The organism is Cnuella takakiae (assembly GCF_001953305.1).
In the GTDB taxonomy this organism is placed as follows: domain Bacteria; phylum Bacteroidota; class Bacteroidia; order Chitinophagales; family Chitinophagaceae; genus Flavisolibacter; species Flavisolibacter takakiae.
In genome coordinates this window covers 3778854-3799357 of record NZ_MTFE01000010.1, presented here as the reverse complement: position 1 = coordinate 3799357, position 20504 = coordinate 3778854, and the positions used below count along the sequence as shown (strand labels likewise).

Annotated in this window: 13 protein-coding genes; all 13 read left to right on the top strand. The window is 51.3% G+C overall.

Features of this window, described 5'->3' with window-relative positions:
- The first annotated feature begins 101 nt into the window (after positions 1–101).
- The 13 genes from BUE76_RS16360 (at position 102) to BUE76_RS16300 (ending at position 20458) form a co-directional block, all read left to right on the top strand.
- Positions 102–3497: a VCBS repeat-containing protein gene (locus BUE76_RS16360; protein WP_083596489.1), complete on the top strand. Its 3396-nt coding sequence runs from the start codon at positions 102–104 to the stop codon at positions 3495–3497.
- A gap of 497 nt (positions 3498–3994) precedes the next feature.
- Positions 3995–5539, top strand: a complete 1545-nt coding sequence (locus BUE76_RS16355; protein WP_245798347.1) for an alpha-N-arabinofuranosidase — start codon at positions 3995–3997, stop codon at positions 5537–5539.
- Between the two features lie 114 nt (positions 5540–5653).
- On the top strand, positions 5654–7174 hold the full coding sequence (locus BUE76_RS16350; RefSeq protein WP_073042808.1) for an arabinan endo-1,5-alpha-L-arabinosidase: 1521 nt from the start codon (positions 5654–5656) through the stop codon (positions 7172–7174).
- Between the two features lie 64 nt (positions 7175–7238).
- Entirely contained in the window at positions 7239–9218 is a 1980-nt protein-coding gene (locus tag BUE76_RS16345; RefSeq protein ID WP_073043131.1) for an alpha-L-arabinofuranosidase C-terminal domain-containing protein, read from the top strand.
- Between the two features lie 104 nt (positions 9219–9322).
- Complete coding sequence (locus tag BUE76_RS16340; RefSeq protein ID WP_073042806.1) at positions 9323–10354, top strand: arabinan endo-1,5-alpha-L-arabinosidase; 1032 nt, start codon at positions 9323–9325, stop codon at positions 10352–10354.
- 186 nt (positions 10355–10540) lie between these two features.
- The gene (locus BUE76_RS16335) at positions 10541–11698 is read left to right on the top strand and encodes an aldose epimerase family protein (protein ID WP_073042804.1); all 1158 of its coding nucleotides are present in this window, start codon (positions 10541–10543) and stop codon (positions 11696–11698) included.
- A 59-nt stretch (positions 11699–11757) separates the two neighbouring features.
- Positions 11758–13704, top strand: coding sequence for a glycoside hydrolase family 97 protein (locus BUE76_RS16330; protein ID WP_073042802.1), 1947 nt, complete (start codon positions 11758–11760; stop codon positions 13702–13704).
- A 100-nt stretch (positions 13705–13804) separates the two neighbouring features.
- A complete protein-coding gene (gene fsa / locus BUE76_RS16325) occupies positions 13805–14476 on the top strand; it encodes a fructose-6-phosphate aldolase (RefSeq protein ID WP_073042799.1) in 672 nt (223 codons plus the stop codon).
- A gap of 114 nt (positions 14477–14590) precedes the next feature.
- Complete coding sequence (locus tag BUE76_RS16320) at positions 14591–15463, top strand: transketolase (protein WP_073042797.1); 873 nt, start codon at positions 14591–14593, stop codon at positions 15461–15463.
- A 105-nt stretch (positions 15464–15568) separates the two neighbouring features.
- Positions 15569–16543: a transketolase family protein gene (locus BUE76_RS16315; protein ID WP_073042795.1), complete on the top strand. Its 975-nt coding sequence runs from the start codon at positions 15569–15571 to the stop codon at positions 16541–16543.
- 200 nt (positions 16544–16743) lie between these two features.
- Positions 16744–17865, top strand: a complete 1122-nt coding sequence (locus BUE76_RS16310; RefSeq protein ID WP_073042793.1) for a sensor histidine kinase — start codon at positions 16744–16746, stop codon at positions 17863–17865.
- Positions 17866–18047: 182 nt separating this feature from the next.
- Positions 18048–19757 carry a ribulokinase gene (locus BUE76_RS16305; protein WP_073042792.1) on the top strand — a complete coding sequence of 570 codons (1710 nt, stop codon included), beginning with the start codon at positions 18048–18050 and terminating at the stop codon, positions 19755–19757.
- Positions 19754–20458 carry an L-ribulose-5-phosphate 4-epimerase gene (locus BUE76_RS16300; RefSeq protein ID WP_073042790.1) on the top strand — a complete coding sequence of 235 codons (705 nt, stop codon included), beginning with the start codon at positions 19754–19756 and terminating at the stop codon, positions 20456–20458. Before BUE76_RS16305 ends, BUE76_RS16300 begins: the two co-directional genes overlap by 4 nt.
- The last annotated feature ends 46 nt before the right edge of the window (positions 20459–20504 follow it).

The following is a 20504-nucleotide window of genomic DNA, read 5'->3' as shown; positions in this document are numbered from 1 at the left end:
CGTCTGTAGTCCGTTGTCCGTTGTCTTTACTTTATGGTCCATGGTCCTTCCTTCCCTTACCCCTACGAACAAAAGACATTTAGTTGCTCCAACTTTTCTTTATGCTTCGTTCTATACTGGCGGTCTCTTGCCTTTTGATTTTACTGTTTGCCTGCAATACCAAAAAGCTGCAGAGCGGCTCGCTCTATTTTACCCTTCTGCAAGGAAGCGAAAGTGGTATCACTTTCAATAACCAGATTACTGAAAGCGACTCGGTGCATGTGTTCGACAACGAGTATATGTACAACGGCTCCGGTGTAGGCATCGGCGATTTCAACAACGATGGCCTGCCCGATGTGTACCTGGGTGGCAGCATGGTGAGCAGCAGGTTGTACCTGAATAAGGGCAACATGCGGTTTGAGGATATTACTGAGAATGCCGGTGTTGGTACCGGCCAGTGGGCTACCGGTATCAGCGTAGTGGATATCAACAGCGACGGCTTCCAGGATATCTATGTGTGCTCATCCCACAGCCATGAAGGTGCTAAAAGAAAAAACCTCCTCTTCATCAACGATGGCAAATTGCACTTTACCGAACAAGCCGCAGTTTATGGGTTGGCTGATACCAGCTTTTCAACGCAGGCTGCATTTTTCGATTACGACCGTGATGGCGACCTGGATTGTTACCTGCTCAACCATCGCCTGTATGATAATACCGCCAACAACCTGATGCCAAAAGACACCAGCGGCAATGCCGTGGCGCAGGATCGTTTGTATCGGAATGAAGGTGTTGTGGCCGGAGGTAGTCATCCCGTTTTTAAAGATGTTACCCTTGAAGCTGGAATAAAAGAAGATGGTTATGGTTTGGGCATCGTGGTATCGGATGTAAACTGCGATGGCTGGCCCGATGTATTTGCCGCCAACGATTATATAGCCAACGACCTGCTTTGGCTGAACAATGGGAATGGCACTTTTTCCAACCGCATTGCCACAGCCATGCGCCACCAGAGCTACAACAGCATGGGCACCGATGCCGCCGACATCAACAACGACGGCCTGCAGGATATTGCCTCTCTCGACATGATGCCCGAAGACAACGAACGCAAGAAAATGATGTTTACCGTCTTCAGCCAGGAGAAATACGAGATGCAGCTGCGCATGGGATACGAGCCAGCCTTTATGCGCAATGTGCTCCAGTTGAATAACGGCATGCGCAAGGTGGATGGCCGCACGGAACCTTTCTTCAGCGAGATCGGCCAGCTGGCAGGCATCTCCGAAACCGACTGGAGCTGGAGCATCCTCTTTGCCGATTTTGATAATGACGGCTGGAAAGATGTACACATCACCAACGGCCTGGCAAAGGATGTTACCAATAACGATTTTACGGCATTTAAAAACAAACGCACGGCGGCTACTGTTTCCTACAATTTCGGAGGCGGTTCTTCGCGCCCCGACAAACAAACCATCGATATACTAAACAAGAGCCTGGATGATTATGGTTCGGTAAAAGTGGACAACTACTTTTTTCGCAACAACCACCAACTGGGTTTTGACAACCTCACGGCACAAACTGGTTTAAATAATCCATCCATTTCCAATGGCGCCGCTTATGCCGACCTGGATAATGATGGCGACCTCGACCTGGTGGTGAACAATATGAACGAGGAAGCATTTGTGTACCGCAATGAACTGCGATCAGCAGTATCCGACACGGTTCACAATTTTATTTCCGTACAACTGCAAGGATCAGTAGCCAATCGTAACGGCATTGGTGCTAAACTTTTCCTTTACCAAAAAGACAGCACCCAGTTTTTGGAGCAATACCCTGTACGGGGCTTTTCATCTTGCGTTGACCAGCGCCTGCATTTTGGTTTGGGAAAAGCGCCAGCGGATTCAATCAAAGTTGTTTGGCCTGATGGTAAACAGCAGGTGATTATTGCACCCAGAACAAATGTATTGCTGGTGGTAAACTATAGCGCTGCTTTGGATGCAATAATGCCAAAAGCCATTGCCGAAGCACCTTTGTTTGCAGCATGGAATGGTAGAGGGCTCCTGTTTACCCATGCTGAAATGCAGTTTTACGACTATGGTGCCCAAAGGGGCCTTTTACAGAAATATTCCCAACTCGGGCCCTGCATGGCTGCCGGTGATGTGAACGGAGATGGGTTGGAGGATTTCTTTATTGGCGGTGCTGCTATGCAGTCGGGTAAACTGTTTTTGCAAAAGGGGGATGGCAGCTTCTTGGGCAATGATTTGGTATCTGCCGGTAAACCCGAAGAAGATCTGGGTGCCCTGTTCTTTGATGCTGATAAAGATGGCGACCTCGACCTGTTGGTTAGTGGCGGCAGCGTAGAGTTTCCTGCAGGTAGCCCCAACAATGCCCTGCGTTTGTACAACAATGATGGCAAGGGCCGTTTCTCCCGCAACGATGCGGCCCTGCCACCCGGAATTTCCATGATCGCCAAAGCTCTTGCTGCCGCCGATTACGACGGCGACGGTGACCAGGACCTTTTTGTTGGCGGCTACGTAGTGCCGCAACGGTACCCGCAGGCTTCACCCAGTATGGTGTTGCAAAACAATGGTGGCCGCTTCACAGATGTAACAGGCCAGGTTTGTCCCGCGCTGAAGTCGGTGGGGTTAGTTACCGATGCAATGTGGCAGGATTTGGATGGTGACCGCAAACCCGACTTGGTCTTGTGCAACGAATGGATGCCGATTCGCTTTTTTCAGAATAAGGGCGGCAAACTGGTGGAGACAACAGCACAAGCAATACTTGCTACAGGCAATGGCATGTGGCGCTCCCTTGCCGCTGCCGACCTGGATGGCGATGGCGATACCGATTTTGTTGCCGGCAATATGGGCGCCAATAACCGGTACCGCGTGTCTGCTGAAAGGCCTTTCCAGATCTTCACAAAGGATGTAGATAAGAATGGTACAATTGACATTATCCCTGCCTATTTCCAGAAAGACAAAGACGGTGCTTACCAGTTGTTTCCTGCCGCCGACCGCAACCAATTGGCTGACCGCTTTCCTGCCATCAAGAAAAAATACCTGCTCCACAAAGATTTTGCATCAGTAACCATGAATGGTCTTTTGACTGATTATGGCAGGGAAGGCTGGCAGGAACTGGCTTGCAATCATATGCAAACGGTGTGGATCGAGAACAGGGGAGGTGGTCGTTTCCTGGAGCATGCCTTACCCGTACAGGCACAGTTTGCACCTGTAAATGCCATTCTTTGTTTTGATGCTGATGGCGATGGTAAAAAAGATATCCTGCTTGCTGGAAACGAGTACGAAGCCGATGCGATGATCGGCCGCTACGATGCCGGTTATGGGTTGTTATTGCAAGGAAATGGAAAAGGTGCATTCACTCCTATGCCTTATTCCCGCTCCGGGCTGGCACTCGATGGGGATGTAAAAGACCTGCTGTTGGTACCCACGGCAAATAAAGGCAGGCTTCTGCTGGCTGCACGAAACAACCATAGCCTTGCGGTACTGAAAGCCGGCACTTCCCGGTGATATCTTACGGTATCTTTTGGGCCCTATGAGGATTCAGTGGTTGCACAGATAGGATAGGAACACGGATTGAACGGATGAAACGGATGAAAACAGATATCCGTTCCAATCCGTTGTATCCGTGTTCCCATCCTGGCTGCCCCTGATATCCGATTATGTGTAAGAGGAACGGACTACTTTACAGCGGCTGTATAAAAATTGCCCTTTCCACTACCGCTATTTTGATCAACATAAATGTGGAAAACCGAGATTTTTTTGCCAGAAAATAATAATTGTAAAAAATACACTTAAATTCGAACCCCGGCTTTCTTTAAGCTGGAAAGATGGGTGCCTGTTGTATTTGCCCTGCTTGTCATATTCGCTCCAGAACTTGCTTGCAAAGTCTGTACTACCGCAAGAAAAATCTGCACGGGGAATGTGGATAAAGCCTCTTTAGGGTAAAACCTCCGGTTGCCCGGCCAGTAAAGATTTGACGCCATTAAAACCGCAAATTTCCATTCATGAAGATGAAGCAATCCATCGTTGGTCTGCTTGCTTTTGCCGGATCAATTTCCCTGACCCATGCGCAAAACACAGCCACCCTGCAGGCCGATAAGCCGCAGCAGGTGATCTCCAAACACATTTACGGCCATTTTGCCGAACACCTGGGCCGCTGTATCTATGGCGGTATGTATGTAGGTGATACCTCCCGTGTGCCCAACACCGCCGGTGTGCGCAACGATGTGATCGCCGCCCTTAAAAAGCTCCAGATACCCAACCTGCGCTGGCCTGGCGGCTGCTTTGCCGACACCTACCATTGGAAAGATGGTATTGGCCCCAAGGCGCAGCGCCCCAAGATCGTGAACGTATGGTGGGGTGGTGTTACCGAGGATAACTCTTTTGGTACCCACGACTTCCTCAACATGTGCGAACTGCTGGGCACCGAGCCTTACCTGGCAGGTAATGTAGGCAGCGGCACCGTGCAGGAGCTGGCCGACTGGGTACAGTATGTAAACTTTGGTGGCGAAAGCCCCATGAGTAAGCTTCGTGTGGAGAACGGCAGGAAAGAACCCTGGAAGGTAAAGTTCTGGGGTGTGGGCAACGAAGCATGGGGTTGCGGTGGCAACTTCACGCCTGAGTACTACAGCGACACCTACCGCAAATACGCCACCTTCATGAGCGACTGGACCAATACCGGCGGGCTGTTCCGTATTGCTTCGGGTTCCAACTCGGCCGACTACAACTGGACCGAAGTGCTCATGAAAAATATCCCGAACAACATGCTGAGCGGCCTGGCCCTCCACCATTATTCGGTGATCAAGTGGGACAAGAAAGGTCCTTCTACAACCTTCACCGAGGAGCAGTACTTCCAAACCATGAAGAGTGCCTTGTTTATGGATTCGCTCATCACCAAGCATGTGCGCATCATGGACAAGTACGATCCCAAAAAGAACGTGGCCTTGGTGGTAGACGAATGGGGTGGCTGGTATGATGTGGAGCCCGGTACCAATCCCGGCTTCCTGTTCCAGCAAAACACCATGCGCGATGCGATGATCGCCGGTGCTACCCTCAACATCTTCCACAACCACAGCGACCGGGTGCGTATGGCCAACCTGGCCCAGGTGGTTAACGTGCTGCAGTCGGTGATCCTCACCGAGGGCGACAAGATGCTGCTGACCCCAACCTACCATGTGCTGGATATGTACAAGGTGCACCAGGATGCAACCCTGCTGCCCCTGAATATCAAGACCAACAATTACACCTTCGGCAATGAAAGCCTGCCTGCTGTATCGGCTTCGGCTTCCAAAGACAAGGCGGGTGTAACGCATGTGTCGCTTACCAACGTGCACGCTACGCAGGCACAGGAAGTGACCATCAACATTGAAGGCGGTCAATACAAAACCGTAACGGGCACTGTGCTTTCTTCTGCCAAGCTGCAGGACTACAACACTTTTGCGCAGCCTAATAAAATTCAGCCCGCAGCGTTTAAAGGTGCGAGCCTGAAAGGCAATACCCTCACCGTGAAAATGCAACCTTTCTCGGTAGTAGTGCTCGAGTTGAAATAATGTAAGAAACCTATAAGGTTTTCAAAACCTTATAGGTTTTACCACCCCTAACAGTTCTTCGAGACCTGTTAGGGGTTTCCTTAAAACTGTCAGGTGTTCTCCCCAATCAAGCTTATGCCTTTTAATAACATGAAGATTGCCCAGCCAAAAAATATTTGCATCACTGCTTTAGCGGCATTGCTGCTGATGGGAGGCGCCACATCCTGCGGGAAAAAAGATTCGCCGGCACCCAATCCTACACCGGTAGATCCGCCTGTTGTTACACCGCCCACTACTTCTTTTGACATCAACGCTATCACAGATACCTACCCCAACCTGGTTTCATTCGAAAACCGGTATAATTGGGGGCCTTATAATACCCACGATCCTTCGATTTTGAAGGTAGGAGACTGGTATTACTGTTACAGCACCGATGCCTCTTATGGCAATACCCTGCCCGGTCCCGGCATCATGGTGCGCAAGTCGAAAGACCTGGTGCAGTGGAGTTATGTAGGACAGGCACTAAATGGCTTGCCCGCACAGGCGGTTCAGTACATCAGGGGCATGAACGCTGCGCCAAATACCGGTATTTGGGCACCTTATATCATGAAGGTGGGTAACGAATACCGCCTGTACTATTCGCTTGCTTCTACCGGTTTCCGCGTAAGTGCAATAGGATTGCTTACTGCTTCCAACCCCGAAGGTCCATGGACAGAGCGCGGGCTGGTAGTACAATCCGCAACTGATGGCCCGGGTACCAATGCCATCGATCCAACCGTTACCGTTACGCCTTCGGGTGAGCATTGGATGGTATATGGTTCGGCATGGGATGGTTTGTTTGAAGTAAAACTGGACCCTGCAACAGGACTTGCAGCATCAAGCGGCGATAAAGGCAGCCTGGTGGTGCGCCGCGGCAAAACGGGCAATACGTACAACGGCAACCTGGAAGGCCCTGAGATCATTTACAATCCTACTACCCAGTACTATTACCTTTTTGTTGCCTACGACTGGTTATCTACCAAGTACAACACAAGGGTGTACCGTTCGCGCAATGCCAACGGGCCTTTCCTTGATTGGAACGGCGTAGATGTAACCACGCAGTCCGACCACGGGCCCATGATCGTAGCGCCTTATAAGTTCAGCGGTCATGCCGGCTGGGCAGGGGTTTCGCACCCATCGGTATTTACCGATGGCAATGGACAGTTTTTTATTGGTCACCAGGGCCGTCCCGAAGTAAACCGTGCCTACATGGTATTGCATGTGCGCAAACTGTTTTGGACGGCAGATGGCTGGCCGGTGGCCTCGCCGGAGCGTTATGCATTGGAAGATAATGCTGCTGTTGCCCAAGCAGATATAGCCGGCAGCTGGGAGCAGATTTACCTCAATTACAACGTGGTGCCGGGTTATGAAAACGAGCAGCTTTCGCCCGACTATCAAAGCGCTGTAGACCTGACGCTCAATGCTGACGGTAGCCTTAATAGCGGCGGCGGCAATACCTGGAGTTATACCGCTCCCTGGTTGGAACTGCGCTGGAGCAACGGCACCACCGATAAGGTGTATGTGCAAAAAGGCCGTGACTGGGAGAACAAGAAGAACACGATCGTCTTCACTGGCCTCAACAACAATGGTAGGGCAGTTTGGGGTAAAAAGAAGTGATAGGCGTATTTACTTCCGTTTTTGACAAAGTCATAAAAAACAAAACACAAACGATAGCATGAACATGAAACGCGAACTGCTGAAATGGTGTGTGGGTGCTGCGGCATTCATGGCACCTGCAATGGCAGATGCTCAAAAAAACCTGCAGGTAAACGTGGCTGCTGCCAAGGCAGATATACAGCCTACCATGTGGGGTGTATTTTTCGAAGACATCAACCAGGGCGCTGATGGCGGTATCTATGCCGAACTGGTGAAGAACCGATCATTCGAATTTTTCAAACCCCTGATGGGCTGGAACATTACCCGCAAGCAATTCCAGGAAGGCGACCTGATCATCATGAACCGCGCCGACAAACCTGCCAATCCCCGCTACCTGCAGGCTACTGTAAAAAATGCAGCCCGTGGCGACCTGGGCCTCACCAACGAAGGCTTCAAAGGCATGGGTATCAAGAATGGTTTGCGCTACGATTTTTCCGTAATGTACCGCCAGGCTGCACCCGGTGTAAAGCTGTATGTAGAACTGGTAGACAGCCTGGGTAAAACCTATGGCGGCACGGCTGTTGACCTGTCGCAGGCTGGCCAAGACTGGCATACTGCCAAAGCTTCTTTCACAGCCAACGCTACGGTGCCCAAGGGCCGTATGCGTGTATGGTTTGAAGGCAATGGAGTAGTGGACCTTGATATGATCTCCCTTTTTCCAAGCGATACCTGGAAAGGCCGTCCCGGTGGCATGCGTGCCGACATGATCCAAATGCTGGCTGATATGAAGCCTGGCTTTGTACGCTTCCCCGGTGGTTGCATCGTGGAAGGCTACGACCTCGACCAGCGCTACCAGTGGAAAAAAACCATTGGCGCACTCGAAGACCGACAGCTGATCATCAACCGCTGGAACTTTGAATTTGCCCACCGTCCTGCACCCGATTATTTCCAAACTTTTGGATTGGGTTTCTTTGAATACTTCCAGCTCTGTGAAGACATCGGTGCCGAGCCCCTGCCCATCCTGAACGCAGGTATGGCCTGCCAGTTCAACACTGCCGAACTGGTGCCCATGGAAGACCTGCAGCCCTATATCCAGGATGCACTCGACCTGGTTGAATTTGCCAATGGTGCCGTTACCACCAAGTGGGGCGCCAAGCGTGCGGAGCTGGGCCACCCTGAACCCTTCAACCTTAAGTTCATGGGTGTGGGCAACGAAAACTGGGGCCCTCAATACGTGGAGCGACTGAAAGTATTTACCAAGGCCATCAAGGATAAATACCCTGATATCAAGCTGGTGAACTCTTCGGGTACAGATCCCAATGGCGACCGTTTTGATTACCTGAATACGGAGTTGCGGAGCATGAACGCCGATATCATCGACGAGCACTACTACCGCCGCCCTGAATGGTTCCTGGAAAATGCCCGCCGCTACGACAATTATCCCCGCACAGGGCCTAAAGTTTTTGCCGGTGAGTATGCCGCACAAACCGATAAGGTGGTGAGTATCCACAACAAGAACAGCTGGCAGGCTGCCCTGGCAGAAGCTGCTTTCATGACCGGCCTGGAACGCAATGCCGATGTAGTAACCATGGCCTCCTATGCACCTTTGTTTGCGCATGCTGAAGGCTGGCAGTGGACACCCGACATGATTTGGGTTGACAACCTGCGTGCTTATGGTACCCCCAACTACTACGTGCAGCAACTGTATTCACTCAACAAGGGCAATAAGGTACTTCCGATCACTTTGAATAAAGACGTGGTAGCCGGCCAGGACAGCCTGTACGCTTCGGCAGCACTGGATACCAAAACCAAGGAGGTGATTGTAAAAGTGGTGAACGTGTCGGGTAAGCCCCAGCAGGTGAACCTCGACCTGAAGGGCGTGAAAAGCCTTGCCAGCCAGGGTAAACTCTTCCTGTTGCAAAGCAATGACCTCAACGTGGTGAACAGCCTGGAACAACCCAAGAACCTGGCACCTGTTGAAAGCTCCATTGCCATCAAAGGCAAGGCGGTGAAAATGGAAGCCAAGCCTTACTCGTTCAGCGTGGTAAGGGTTGCCTATAAGTAAGTTTTATTTTACACTTAACAGGTCGTAAAGACCTGTTAGGTGTTTTTTCCTCCAAACCTATAAGGTTTTTAAAACCTTATAGGTTTCTTTTCCCAAACAAAGCCATGAAAAGAATCTTACCCTTTTTACTCCTGCTGCTTTCCGTTACTGCTTTTGCCCAGCCCCGCCAATTACCGGTTGGTGCTGTACTGCCTACGCGCCAGGTGCCGGTACACGACCCGGTGATGATTAAGGAAAAAGATACCTACTACCTGTTCTGCACCGGTTTTGGTATTTCTGTATGGAGCTCAAAAGACTTACAAAACTGGCGCAAGGAAGCACCGGTTTTTGCCAAAGCCCCGCAATGGGCTGTTGATACCATCCCAGGCTTCCGCGGCCATATTTGGGCACCGGATATCAGCTATCACAATGGACAGTATTACCTGTACTATTCTGTTTCTGCCTTTGGCAAAAACACTTCAGCTATTGGTGTGGCTACCACTAAAACCCTTGACTCTGCTTCAAAATATTTTGGCTGGACCGATCATGGTCGGGTGATCCAGTCGTACCCCGGCAAAACCAACTGGAATGCCATTGATCCCAACATCATCACCGATAAAAAAGGTACGCCCTTCATGGTCTTTGGTTCTTTCTGGGATGGCTTGAAGATGGTACAGCTCACCAAAGACTGGCTCCACACTGCAGAAGATGTGACGAAGATTCCAACCGTAGCCAGCCGCAAACCTGCTTCCTCGGTTGAGAATCCGCCTTCTGTTGACAATAATCCCAAAGATGCCGGTGGCAATGCCATCGAAGCACCTTTTGTGTTTAAAAAGGGTTCCTGGTACTACTTCTTTGCGTCGATTGATTATTGCTGCAAAGGCGAGCAAAGCACTTACAAAATGATCGTTGGCCGGTCAAAAAATGTAAAAGGTCCTTTCCTGGATAAAGCAGGTAAGGATATCCGCACCGGTGGCGGTACCATTGTGCTGCAGGGCGATAAAGAATGGCATGGCGTAGGCCACAACTCGGCTTACACTTTCGACGGAAAAGATTACCTGGTATTCCATGGATACGATGCAGCTGATAAAGGCGCATCCAAACTCCGCATCGAGGAAATGCGTTGGGAAGATGGATGGCCGGTGGTTGCGAAATGAGGTTTTGGGTATTGGGTATTAGGTATTGCACATCTGAGTGATAGTGGTGCTTTTAGAAAATACCCAATACCCAATACCTAATCACCAATCACCAATCACCAATCACTATTCACCTTTCCCCATTCACATTTTCCCTACCTTAAACTGCCCAAAACGAATCAACCAATAAACCTTACACAAGTAGGTATGAAAAAAACAAAGCTTTCTTTTCTAGCGATTGCAGCCCTTGCACTGATGGCTGCCTCCTGTGGCAACAACAACAGCAGCGAGGGTGGCACGAATGCTGATACTGCTGCTGTAAAAACAGCCATGACAGCAGACTTCGGCGAAGTAGACGGTAAAAAAGTATCCCTCTACACCCTCACTAACAAGAACGGCGACACCGTTACCATCACCAACTATGGCGGTATTGTAACCTCCTGGGTTACTGCCGACAAAAACGGTGGTAAGAGCAGCATCGTTCTTGGTTTCAATAAACTGGAAGGCTATATGGCGCCGCCTCCTTATTTCGGTGCGCTTATTGGCCGCTATGGCAACCGTATTGCCAAAGGCCAGTTCAAAATTGGCGATTCCACGTACAAGCTGGCTACCAACAACGGCGCCAACCACCTGCATGGCGGCAAGAAAGGTTTTGACAAAGTAGTATGGGATATAACCAAGGCACCTGCTGCCGGCGATGCTTCCATTACGCTACACTACCTGAGCAAAGACATGGAGGAGGGATACCCCGGCAACCTCGACGTGACCGTAACCTACACGCTCACCGATGCTAATGAGCTGAAGATCACCTACGATGCCTCTACCGATAAGGCAACACCGGTGAACCTCACCAACCACAGCTATTTCAACCTCACGGGTAATGTGGCCAATCCTATATTGAACCACACCCTTCAGATCGATGCGGACCGTTATACGCCCGTTGATGCCGGCCTGATTCCCACCGGTGAACTGAAGCCGGTACAGGGTACGCCTTTCGACTTCCGTCAGCCCACTGCCATCGGCGCCCGCATTGCGCAGGTGGAAGGTGGCTACGACCACAACTATGTGCTGAATGGTGGCCAGACTGCCAGCCAGCGAAAGATTGCAACCCTCAGCGATTCGGTGAGCGGCCGCCAGCTGGAAGTGTTTACCACCGAGCCCGGTGTTCAGTTCTATTCGGGCAACTTCCTGGATGGTACCCTGAAAGACAATGCAGGCCAGCCCATTCAGAAGCACACCGGTCTGTGCCTGGAAACCCAGCACTTCCCCGATTCGCCCAACCAGCCCAAGTTCCCCACCACTATTTTGGAACCCGGCCAGAAATACCATACTGAAACTACCTATAAGGTTTCGGTCCAGAAATAAAACCATTGCGTGCAGGTGCAAGCCTGCACGCAAATTTTTGTTATGCCACCGTCTCTGAAATGAATCATTCCCTTCGCCTTTCTTTCTCCTTGTTGCTTGCCGCTGGTATTTGTCAAAAAGCCGCTGCACAGCAACACACCCTTTCCCTTAAAAGCCCGGATGGCGCCCTGCAGGTAAAGGCATGGGTTAACAGAAATGGGCAACCGAAATATTTTATCACCCACAACAACACTGTGGTGCTCGACACTTCGGCCCTTGGCCTGGTGCGTGCCGATGGTGATTTTAGCAAAGGCCTAAAGAGTACAGCCCTTTCCCAACTGCAAAAAGTTGCTGATTCCTACCAATTATTTACGGGCAAAAAAAAGGCGGTTACCTACCAGGCCAACAGGCAGGTGCTGCAAACCCGCAATGCACAGGGGCAACCTATGAACCTGGTGTTCCAGGTGTCCAATGATGGCGTGGCATTTCGTTATGAGTTTCCCGGAACTACAACCGATCAAAAAACGGTTACGGCAGAAGCAACTTCTTTTCACCTGCCTGCCGGGTCAAAAGCCTGGTTGCAACCCATGCAGGTGGCCAAAACAGGATGGGAGCGGAGCAACCCTGCCTACGAAGAACATTACCAGCAAGGTATTGCAGCAGGCACCCCGGCACCCACCAAGGCTGGCTGGGTGTATCCTGCGCTTTTCAACACCGGCAAAAACTGGATGCTGATAACCGAGGCCAACCTCGATACCAATTATTGCGCTACCCGCCTCGATTCCGCATCGGCAGGAGGGGAGTACCGCGTAGCATTTCCGGATGCCCGCGAAGTAATGGGCGACGGCGCCTTGCTGCCCCAGGGCAAACTGCCTTTTGCCACCCCCTGGCGGGTGCTCACCGTAGGCAGCCTGGCCACTATCGTGGAAAGCACGCTGGGTACCGACCTGGCAAAGCCTGCCACCACAACAAAAACTTCTTTCATCAAGCCGGGCAAGGCATCCTGGAGCTGGATCAATAGCAAGGACGATTTCATTACTTACGAAGAGCAAAAGAAATACATCGATTATGCTGCCGATATGCAGTGGGAGTACTGCCTCATTGATGCAGACTGGGACCGCAAGATCGGGTACGAAAAAGTGGCCGAACTGGCACAGTATGCTGCCTCCAAGAACGTAGGCCTGCTCCTGTGGTACAATTCAGCCGGTGATTGGAATACGGTAAAGTATACACCCAAGAATAAATTGCTGACCCATGAAAGCCGCATGCAGGAATTTGCCCGCCTGAAGGGCCTGGGCATCAAAGGCCTGAAGATCGACTTCTTTGGTGGCGATGGCCGCTCGGTAATCAGGTACTACCACGATATTCTGAAAGATGCTGCAGACGCCGGGCTGATGATCAATTTTCACGGGGCTACCCTGCCACGTGGCTGGCAACGCACCTATCCCCACTTTGTAACTGCCGAGGCCATCAAGGGTTTTGAGTTCATCACCTTTACCCAGCCCGATGCAGATGCCGAACCCACGCATGCGGCCATGCTGCCTTTTACCCGCAATGCCTTTGACCCCATGGATTTTACACCCATGAACCTCAACCGCATTTACACTCCGGTGCAGCGTCGCACAACCTCTGCTTTTGAGCTGGCGCTTTCGGTGGTGTTCTTGTCGGGGGTACAGCATTTTGCCGAGTCGCCAGAGGGAATGGCTACCATGCCATATTTTATAAAACAGTACCTTCGGGAGCTTCCGGGCAGCTGGGATGAAGTAAAATTTATCGATGGCTTTCCGGGTAAAAGCGTGGTGCTTGCCCGCCGTAATGGGAATAGGTGGTACCTTGCAGGCCTCAACGGCACTGCCGGGTCCATGACAATTAACCTGCCGCTGCAACAGTTTGGCAGGAAAATGGGGCAACTGATTACAGACAGCGGAGACGAACAAAAGCTCAAGTCCCAAAACATTCCAGCCCTTCCCGAAAACCTTCCCGTGACCATGCAACCCAATGGCGGTTTTGTGCTGGTGCTGGATTAGGGAAACAACCCGGTGCATGGCAAATTGAATGTTCATCGCATCACCACAAACAAATTAGTAGAGCCAAACATTTTTTATAAACCTCAAGCAAGTATTACTCATGAAGTTTTTCATCGACACCGCCAACCTGGCGCAGATCAAAGAAGCAGCCGCCCTGGGTATCCTGGATGGCGTGACCACCAACCCTTCACTGATGGCCAAAGAAGGCATCAAGGGTGAAGAAGCCATTCACCAACATTACCGCACAATCTGCGACTTGGTGGATGGTGATATCTCTGCCGAAGTGTTGTCGACCGATTACGAAGGCATTATCGAAGAAGGTAAGGCCCTGGCTGCCATTCACCCCAACATCGTGGTGAAGGTGCCCATGATCAAAGACGGTATCAAAGCCATTAAATGGTTCACCGATAACGGTATCAAAACCAACTGCACCCTGATCTTCTCTGCCGGCCAGGCCATCCTTGCCGCCAAAGCAGGTGCTACCTATGTATCGCCTTTCCTGGGCCGCATCGACGACAGCGGTTGGAACGGTGTGCAACTGATCGAGCAGATCGCACAGATCTTCAACGTACAGGGTTTCAAAACCCAGATCCTGGCGGCCTCTATCCGCAACCCCAACCACATCATCGACTGCGCAGCTGCCGGTGCCGATGTGTGCACCTGCCCGCTCGAGCCCATCCTGGGTCTGCTGAAGCACCCTCTCACCGACCTCGGCCTGGCCAAGTTCATCGAGGACGCCAAGAAAATGCAGGCCGAAGCAGCAGTAGCGTAAACCGTCAATGGTGAATGGTCAATGGTGAAAGTATCCTTAACTAGGTACCACTCACCTAATTATTCTCTTGAATTGACCATTCACCATTCACCATTCACGACATTAAAATCAATCATGAGCCAACAACATACAATCGACGACTTGAAAGGCGTCGCGGTGCAGGTGCGTCGCGACATCGTACGTATGGTGCATGCATGCCAGAGCGGCCACCCCGGTGGTTCGCTGGGTTGCACCGACCTCCTGGTAGCCCTTTACTTCAAGGTAATGGAGCACAACCCGCAGTTTAAAATGGATGGAACCGGTGAAGACCTGTTCTTTCTTTCCAACGGTCACATTTCTCCTGTTTTCTACTCCGTGCTGGCGCGTTCCGGTTATTTCCCTGTTTCCGAACTGGGTTCTTTCCGCAAACTGAACAGCCGCCTGCAGGGCCACCCCACCACCCACGAAGGTCTCCCCGGTGTACGCATCGCTTCGGGTTCGCTGGGCCAGGGTATTTCAGTTGCTATTGGTGCTGCTCAGGCCAAGAAGCTCAATGGCGATGATAAAAAAGTATTTGTGCTCACCGGCGACGGCGAGCTCGACGAAGGCCAGATCTGGGAAGCTGCCATGTATGCGCCCGGCAAAAAGGTAGACAACCTGGTATGGATTGTTGACCACAACGGCCAGCAGATCGACGGCTCTACCGACCAGGTAATGCCCCTCGGTAACCTCCGCGCCAAGGTAGAAGCCTTTGGCTGGCAGGTACTGGAAATGAACGGTAACAATATGGACGAAGTGGTAGCTACCCTGGAGCAGGCGAAAAGCCTCTGCGGTAATGGCCAGCCCATTTGCATACTGATGAAAACCGGCATGGGTTATGGCGTTGACTTCATGATGGGCAGCCACAAATGGCACGGCGTTGCACCCAACGACGAGCAACTGCACCAGGCACTGGAGCAACTGCATTCCAAGCTGGAAGATTACCAGTTGAATGAGCTAATTAGCTAATGTGCTAATCAGCTAATAAAAGAATGCCACTTGGCTGTTTCCTTAGCACATTAGCCTATTATCACATTAGCTAATTGCCTCATTTACCATTCAGACTATTTCAACATGAAGAAATATACTTTCACCGAAAAGAAAGATACCCGCAGCGGCTTTGGTGCCGGTCTGTTGGAGGCTGGCCGCCGCAACCCCAACGTGGTTGCCCTGTGCGCCGACCTGGTAGGCTCCCTGAAAATGGATGCCTTTATCAAAGAATTTCCTGAGCGCTTCTTTCAAATCGGTATTGCCGAAGCCAACATGATGGGCATCGCTGCCGGTTTGACCATTGGTGGCAAGGTTCCTTTTACCGGAACTTTTGCCAACTTCTCTACCGGTCGTGTGTACGACCAGATTCGCCAGAGCATCGCCTACAGCGATAAGAATGTAAAGATCTGCGCTTCGCATGCTGGTCTTACCCTGGGTGAAGACGGTGCTACCCACCAGATACTGGAAGACCTGGGCATGATGAAAATGCTGCCCGGCATGACCGTGATCAACCCCTGCGATTTCAACCAGACCAAGGCTGCCACCATCGCTGTTGCGGAGCATCATGGCCCGGTGTACCTGCGTTTTGGCCGTCCTGTAGTGCCCATCTTTACGCCCGACAACCAGGAGTTTGTAATAGGCAAGGCATGGATGGTAAACGAAGGCGCCGACGTGAGCATCTTCGCTACCGGCCACCTGGTATGGGAAGCCATTCTTGCCGGTGAGCAGCTGGCTGAAATGGGCATTGATGCCGAGATCATCAACATCCACACCATCAAGCCCCTCGATGTTGAGGCCGTGCTGAAATCGGTAGCCAAAACCCGTTGCGTGGTTACTGCCGAAGAGCACAACCGCCTGGGTGGTTTGGGTGATTCCATCGCGCAGGTATTGGTACAAAACGATCCTGTGCCCCAGGAGTACGTTGCCGTTAACGATAGCTTCGGCGAAAGCGGTACCCCTGCACAACTGATGACCAAATACGGTTTGGACGCAGCCCACATTGTAAAGGCCGTTCAGAAAGTAATGCAGCGCAAGAACGCTGTTGTTGCTGCCCTTTAATAGGATCATTTTTCCTTTTTATAAAAGCCGCTGCCTTTTGGGACAGCGGCTTTTTTATTGGGTATACGACCCCTGTCAATTTTCGCTTTGAGGCATTGCGGTATTTTGTAATTTGAGCGGGCTTGTCCCTACCCCATGTGATGCCTCCCCGCTTTCCTTTGGTAAAACCATCACCAATTCCGCAACCAACCGTTGCATCTATGCGTAACAAACGAGGTTCGATATGCTCCCGGCTGCCGTATAAAATGACCCTCAAAGATTGGGTGTTGCACCTCGTGGCCACGCCTTCCATCATTGTGCTGGCCAACTATTTTATCTGGGGCACCCGCTATTTTACCGAAGGCAAAATCTTTATCGCTGCCACACTGCTTACCTGTATCCTGGGTTTGCTGCTTACCTATACCAATATGCGGTCGATGTTTTATGCCCGCAAAAAGTACCCCGAACTGAGCAGGACCTTACAAAGGCTTACCCTTTCCTTTCTCCTGTATGCAATTATGGATATTGCCGGCGGGTTTGTACTGCTGGGTGTATTTGCATCCCTGCCCTTTGCCGGTTTTGCGTTTACCCTGCACAAAGCTTTTAATGCAACCCTGGTAATGTTGGTGGCCGCAGCGGTTGCCGCCCTTGGTTATGAGTTCTTTTACAGTTTTGAAAAATGGAAAGAAAGCATCCGGGCAAACGAAGCCTTGCAAAGGCTGCAACTGCAAACCGAGCTCAATGCTTTGAAAAGCCAGGTGAACCCGCATTTTCTTTTTAATAGCCTCAATGCGCTCTCTTACCTGATGACCGATGATGTGCAAAAGGCAGAAACCTACCTGGGTGAAATGACCCAGGTATATCGCTACCTCTTGCGCAACAATTCGGTTGAACTAACGGAGCTGGCTACCGAACTGCAATTCATCAGGGCTTACTTTTCCATGTTGCAAACCAGCAGTGGTACGGGCGTTTCGCTTTCAGTAGGGGTGCCCGATTCGTATATGAATCACCTTTTGCCGCCGCTTACCTTGCAGCTTTTGGTGGAGAACGCGGTCAAGCACAACATCGCCCACCGCGAAAAGCCTTTGCAGATATGTATTGAAACCAACAGCAAGGGATGGCTGGTGGTGAGCAACAACCTGCAACGTAAGTTGGGAAAAGTACATTCTACCCACATCGGTCTGAACAATATCGCAGCCAAGTACCGTTTGCTGAACCAACCTGAAGTTGTCATTCAGGAGACCGGTGGCCGCTTTTGTGTTTCCTTGCCCCTTATTGCACCAGCTGACGAGGTAAATTCTATTTTGCAAGAGCCTTTAAGTTACCCGCTTGCACAACCCTAAACCAGACGGTTTAAACCTTTTTAGGGAATTAAACCATGCTTCGTTTTGATTACAATAATTCCGCATTTGATGGGCTTGTCCACATTCCTTCAACAGGGTTGCAGGGCTAAGAGAAAAAATTATAAATGTAAATTTGACACTTCTAGAAAAGCGCTTATCTTTCCTTCCCAAAATAGTATTCCATGAGCTTGTCCCAAGCCTACGTGATAGGTGTTGACTACGGTTCCGACTCGGTTCGTTCGGTACTGGTAGATGCGCAGAACGGCAACGAAGTAGCTTCCGCCGTGTTTTATTATCCCCGCTGGAAAGAAGGCCGGTATTGCAATGCAGCTGCCAACCAGTTTCGCCAGCACCCCCTCGATTATATCGAAGGCCTGGAAGATACCATCAAGCGCTGCCTGCTGCAGGCCGGTTCGGCCATTGCTGCCAACGTAAAGGCCATCTCCGTTGATACCACCGGTTCTACACCGGTTGCAGTTGATGCTACCGGTACTCCGTTGGCCATGCTGCCTCAGTTTGCCGAAAACCCCAACGCCATGTTCGTGTTGTGGAAAGACCATACGGCCACTGGCGAGGCAGCCGAAATCAACGCTCATGCGGAGAAGTTTGATACCAACTACCTGCAATATGTAGGTGGTATTTACTCTTCGGAGTGGTTCTGGGCAAAGCTGCTGCGCATCCTGCGTGCCGATGAAACCGTACGTGCCGCCATCCACAGTTGGGTAGAGCATTGCGACTGGATTCCCTTCCTGCTCACCGGTGGCAAGAAAGCTACCGAGATCAAGCGTGGCGTATGTTCTGCGGGTCACAAGGGTCTTTGGGCTGCAGAGTGGGGCGGACTGCCTCCCGATGATTTCTTTGCAACCCTCGACCCGTTGTTGAAGGGCTTTACCGAAAAATTGTATACGGAAGTTTATACTTCAGATACCGCTGTAGGTACCATCTCTGCCGAGTGGGCACAGCGTTTAGGCCTGCCTGCCGATGTACAAATCGGTGCCGGTGCCTTCGATTGCCATATGGGTGCTGTAGGCGGACAAATTGAACCCTACTATCTCTCCAAGGTAATGGGTACTTCCACCTGCGATATCTTGGTGGCGCCCGAAGCCGAAGTGGGCGACAAGCTGATTCGCGGTATTTGCGGACAGGTGCCCGGCTCCGTTATTCCCGGTATGCTGGGTATGGAAGCCGGCCAGTCGGCATTTGGTGATGCCTATGCCTGGCTGCGCGATGTGCTGGCCTGGCCGCTGCAACATGTGCTTTCCCAATCATCCATCATTGATGCCGATACCGCCAAGAAACTGGTGGAAGAAGCCGTAGATAAACTCATTCCCGAGCTGAGCAAGCAAGCCGACCTGCTGGAACCTGAAGAAGGCAGCGAATTGGCTATTGACTGGATCAATGGCCGCCGTACGCCCGATGCCGACCAGTTGCTGAAAGGCGCATTTACCGGCCTCAACATGGGTACCGATGCGCCGCGCATGTTCCGTGCCCTGGTGGAAGCTACCTGCTTTGGCGCCAAGGCCATCGTTGACCGCTTTATCGCTGAAGGCGTGCCTGTAAAAGGTTTGATCGCTTTGGGTGGCGTTGCCAAAAAATCGCCTTTTGTTATGCAGATGATGGCCGATGTAATTGGCATGCCCATCCGCGTACACAAGTCGGAGCAAACCTGCGCACTGGGTGCCGCTATGTTTGCTGCCACCACTGCCGGATTGTATCCCAACGTTGAAGCCGCCATGCAGGCCATGGGCCAGGGCTTTGATGCCGAATACACACCCAACCCTGCACGGGTTGACGTTTACGAGAAGCGTTACAAGAAATACATCAAGACCGGAGCTTTCCTTGAAGCACAAACGAAGAAGCCTGTAGCACAAAACCAACTCACTGAAGCATGATCGTAAATCCGTATCAACACATACAGGAAGAAGCCTATGCTGCCAATATGCAGCTGCCTGAACTGGGGCTGGTTCTCTTCACTTTTGGCAACGTTAGTGCGGCCGACCGCAGCCTGGGTGTTTTTGCCATCAAACCAAGCGGCGTTCCCTACAAAGACCTTTCTCCCGATAAGATGGTAATCGTTGACTTCGACGGTAAGACCGTTCAGGGCAACCTCCGTCCTTCTTCCGATACCCTTACCCATGCGGTGTTGTACAAGCATTGGGAAAAGATCGGCGGCGTGGTGCATACCCATTCGGTGTATGGCACTGCATGGGCGCAGGCGCAACGCGACATCATTAACTACGGTACTACCCACGGCGATCATACTACGGTGGATATTCCCTGTGCGCCGCCCATGAGCGACGAGATGATAGCAGGTGACTATGAATACCAAACCGGCTTCCAGATCATGAACTGCCTGGCAGAACGTGGCCTGAGCTACGAAGAGTGCGAAATGATCCTGGTGGGCAACCATGCACCTTTTACCTGGGGCAAGAATGCCGACAAGGCGGTGTACAACAGCGCGGTGCTCGAAACCGTTGCCAAGATGGCCACCCTCACCGAGCAGATCAATCCCAACGCGCCGCGCCTCAAGGATGCTTTGATCAAAAAGCACTACGAGCGCAAGCATGGGCCGCATTCTTATTATGGACAATGAGGTGGTGAATGGTGAATGGGCAATGGTGAATAATGGAATTATTATT

Excerpts from the sequence above, each read along its gene's own strand:
- BUE76_RS16360 (WP_083596489.1), top strand. The coding sequence starts at position 102 with ATGCTTCGTTCTATACTGGCGGTCTCTTGCCTTTTGATTTTACTGTTT.
- BUE76_RS16355 (WP_245798347.1), top strand. The coding sequence starts at position 3,995 with ATGAAGATGAAGCAATCCATCGTTGGTCTGCTTGCTTTTGCCGGATCA.
- BUE76_RS16350 (WP_073042808.1), top strand. The coding sequence starts at position 5,654 with ATGCCTTTTAATAACATGAAGATTGCCCAGCCAAAAAATATTTGCATC.
- BUE76_RS16345 (WP_073043131.1), top strand. The coding sequence starts at position 7,239 with ATGAAACGCGAACTGCTGAAATGGTGTGTGGGTGCTGCGGCATTCATG.
- BUE76_RS16340 (WP_073042806.1), top strand. The coding sequence starts at position 9,323 with ATGAAAAGAATCTTACCCTTTTTACTCCTGCTGCTTTCCGTTACTGCT.
- BUE76_RS16335 (WP_073042804.1), top strand. The coding sequence starts at position 10,541 with ATGAAAAAAACAAAGCTTTCTTTTCTAGCGATTGCAGCCCTTGCACTG.
- BUE76_RS16330 (WP_073042802.1), top strand. The coding sequence starts at position 11,758 with ATGAATCATTCCCTTCGCCTTTCTTTCTCCTTGTTGCTTGCCGCTGGT.
- fsa (WP_073042799.1), top strand. The coding sequence starts at position 13,805 with ATGAAGTTTTTCATCGACACCGCCAACCTGGCGCAGATCAAAGAAGCA.
- BUE76_RS16320 (WP_073042797.1), top strand. The coding sequence starts at position 14,591 with ATGAGCCAACAACATACAATCGACGACTTGAAAGGCGTCGCGGTGCAG.
- BUE76_RS16315 (WP_073042795.1), top strand. The coding sequence starts at position 15,569 with ATGAAGAAATATACTTTCACCGAAAAGAAAGATACCCGCAGCGGCTTT.
- BUE76_RS16310 (WP_073042793.1), top strand. The coding sequence starts at position 16,744 with ATGCGTAACAAACGAGGTTCGATATGCTCCCGGCTGCCGTATAAAATG.
- BUE76_RS16305 (WP_073042792.1), top strand. The coding sequence starts at position 18,048 with ATGAGCTTGTCCCAAGCCTACGTGATAGGTGTTGACTACGGTTCCGAC.
- BUE76_RS16300 (WP_073042790.1), top strand. The coding sequence starts at position 19,754 with ATGATCGTAAATCCGTATCAACACATACAGGAAGAAGCCTATGCTGCC.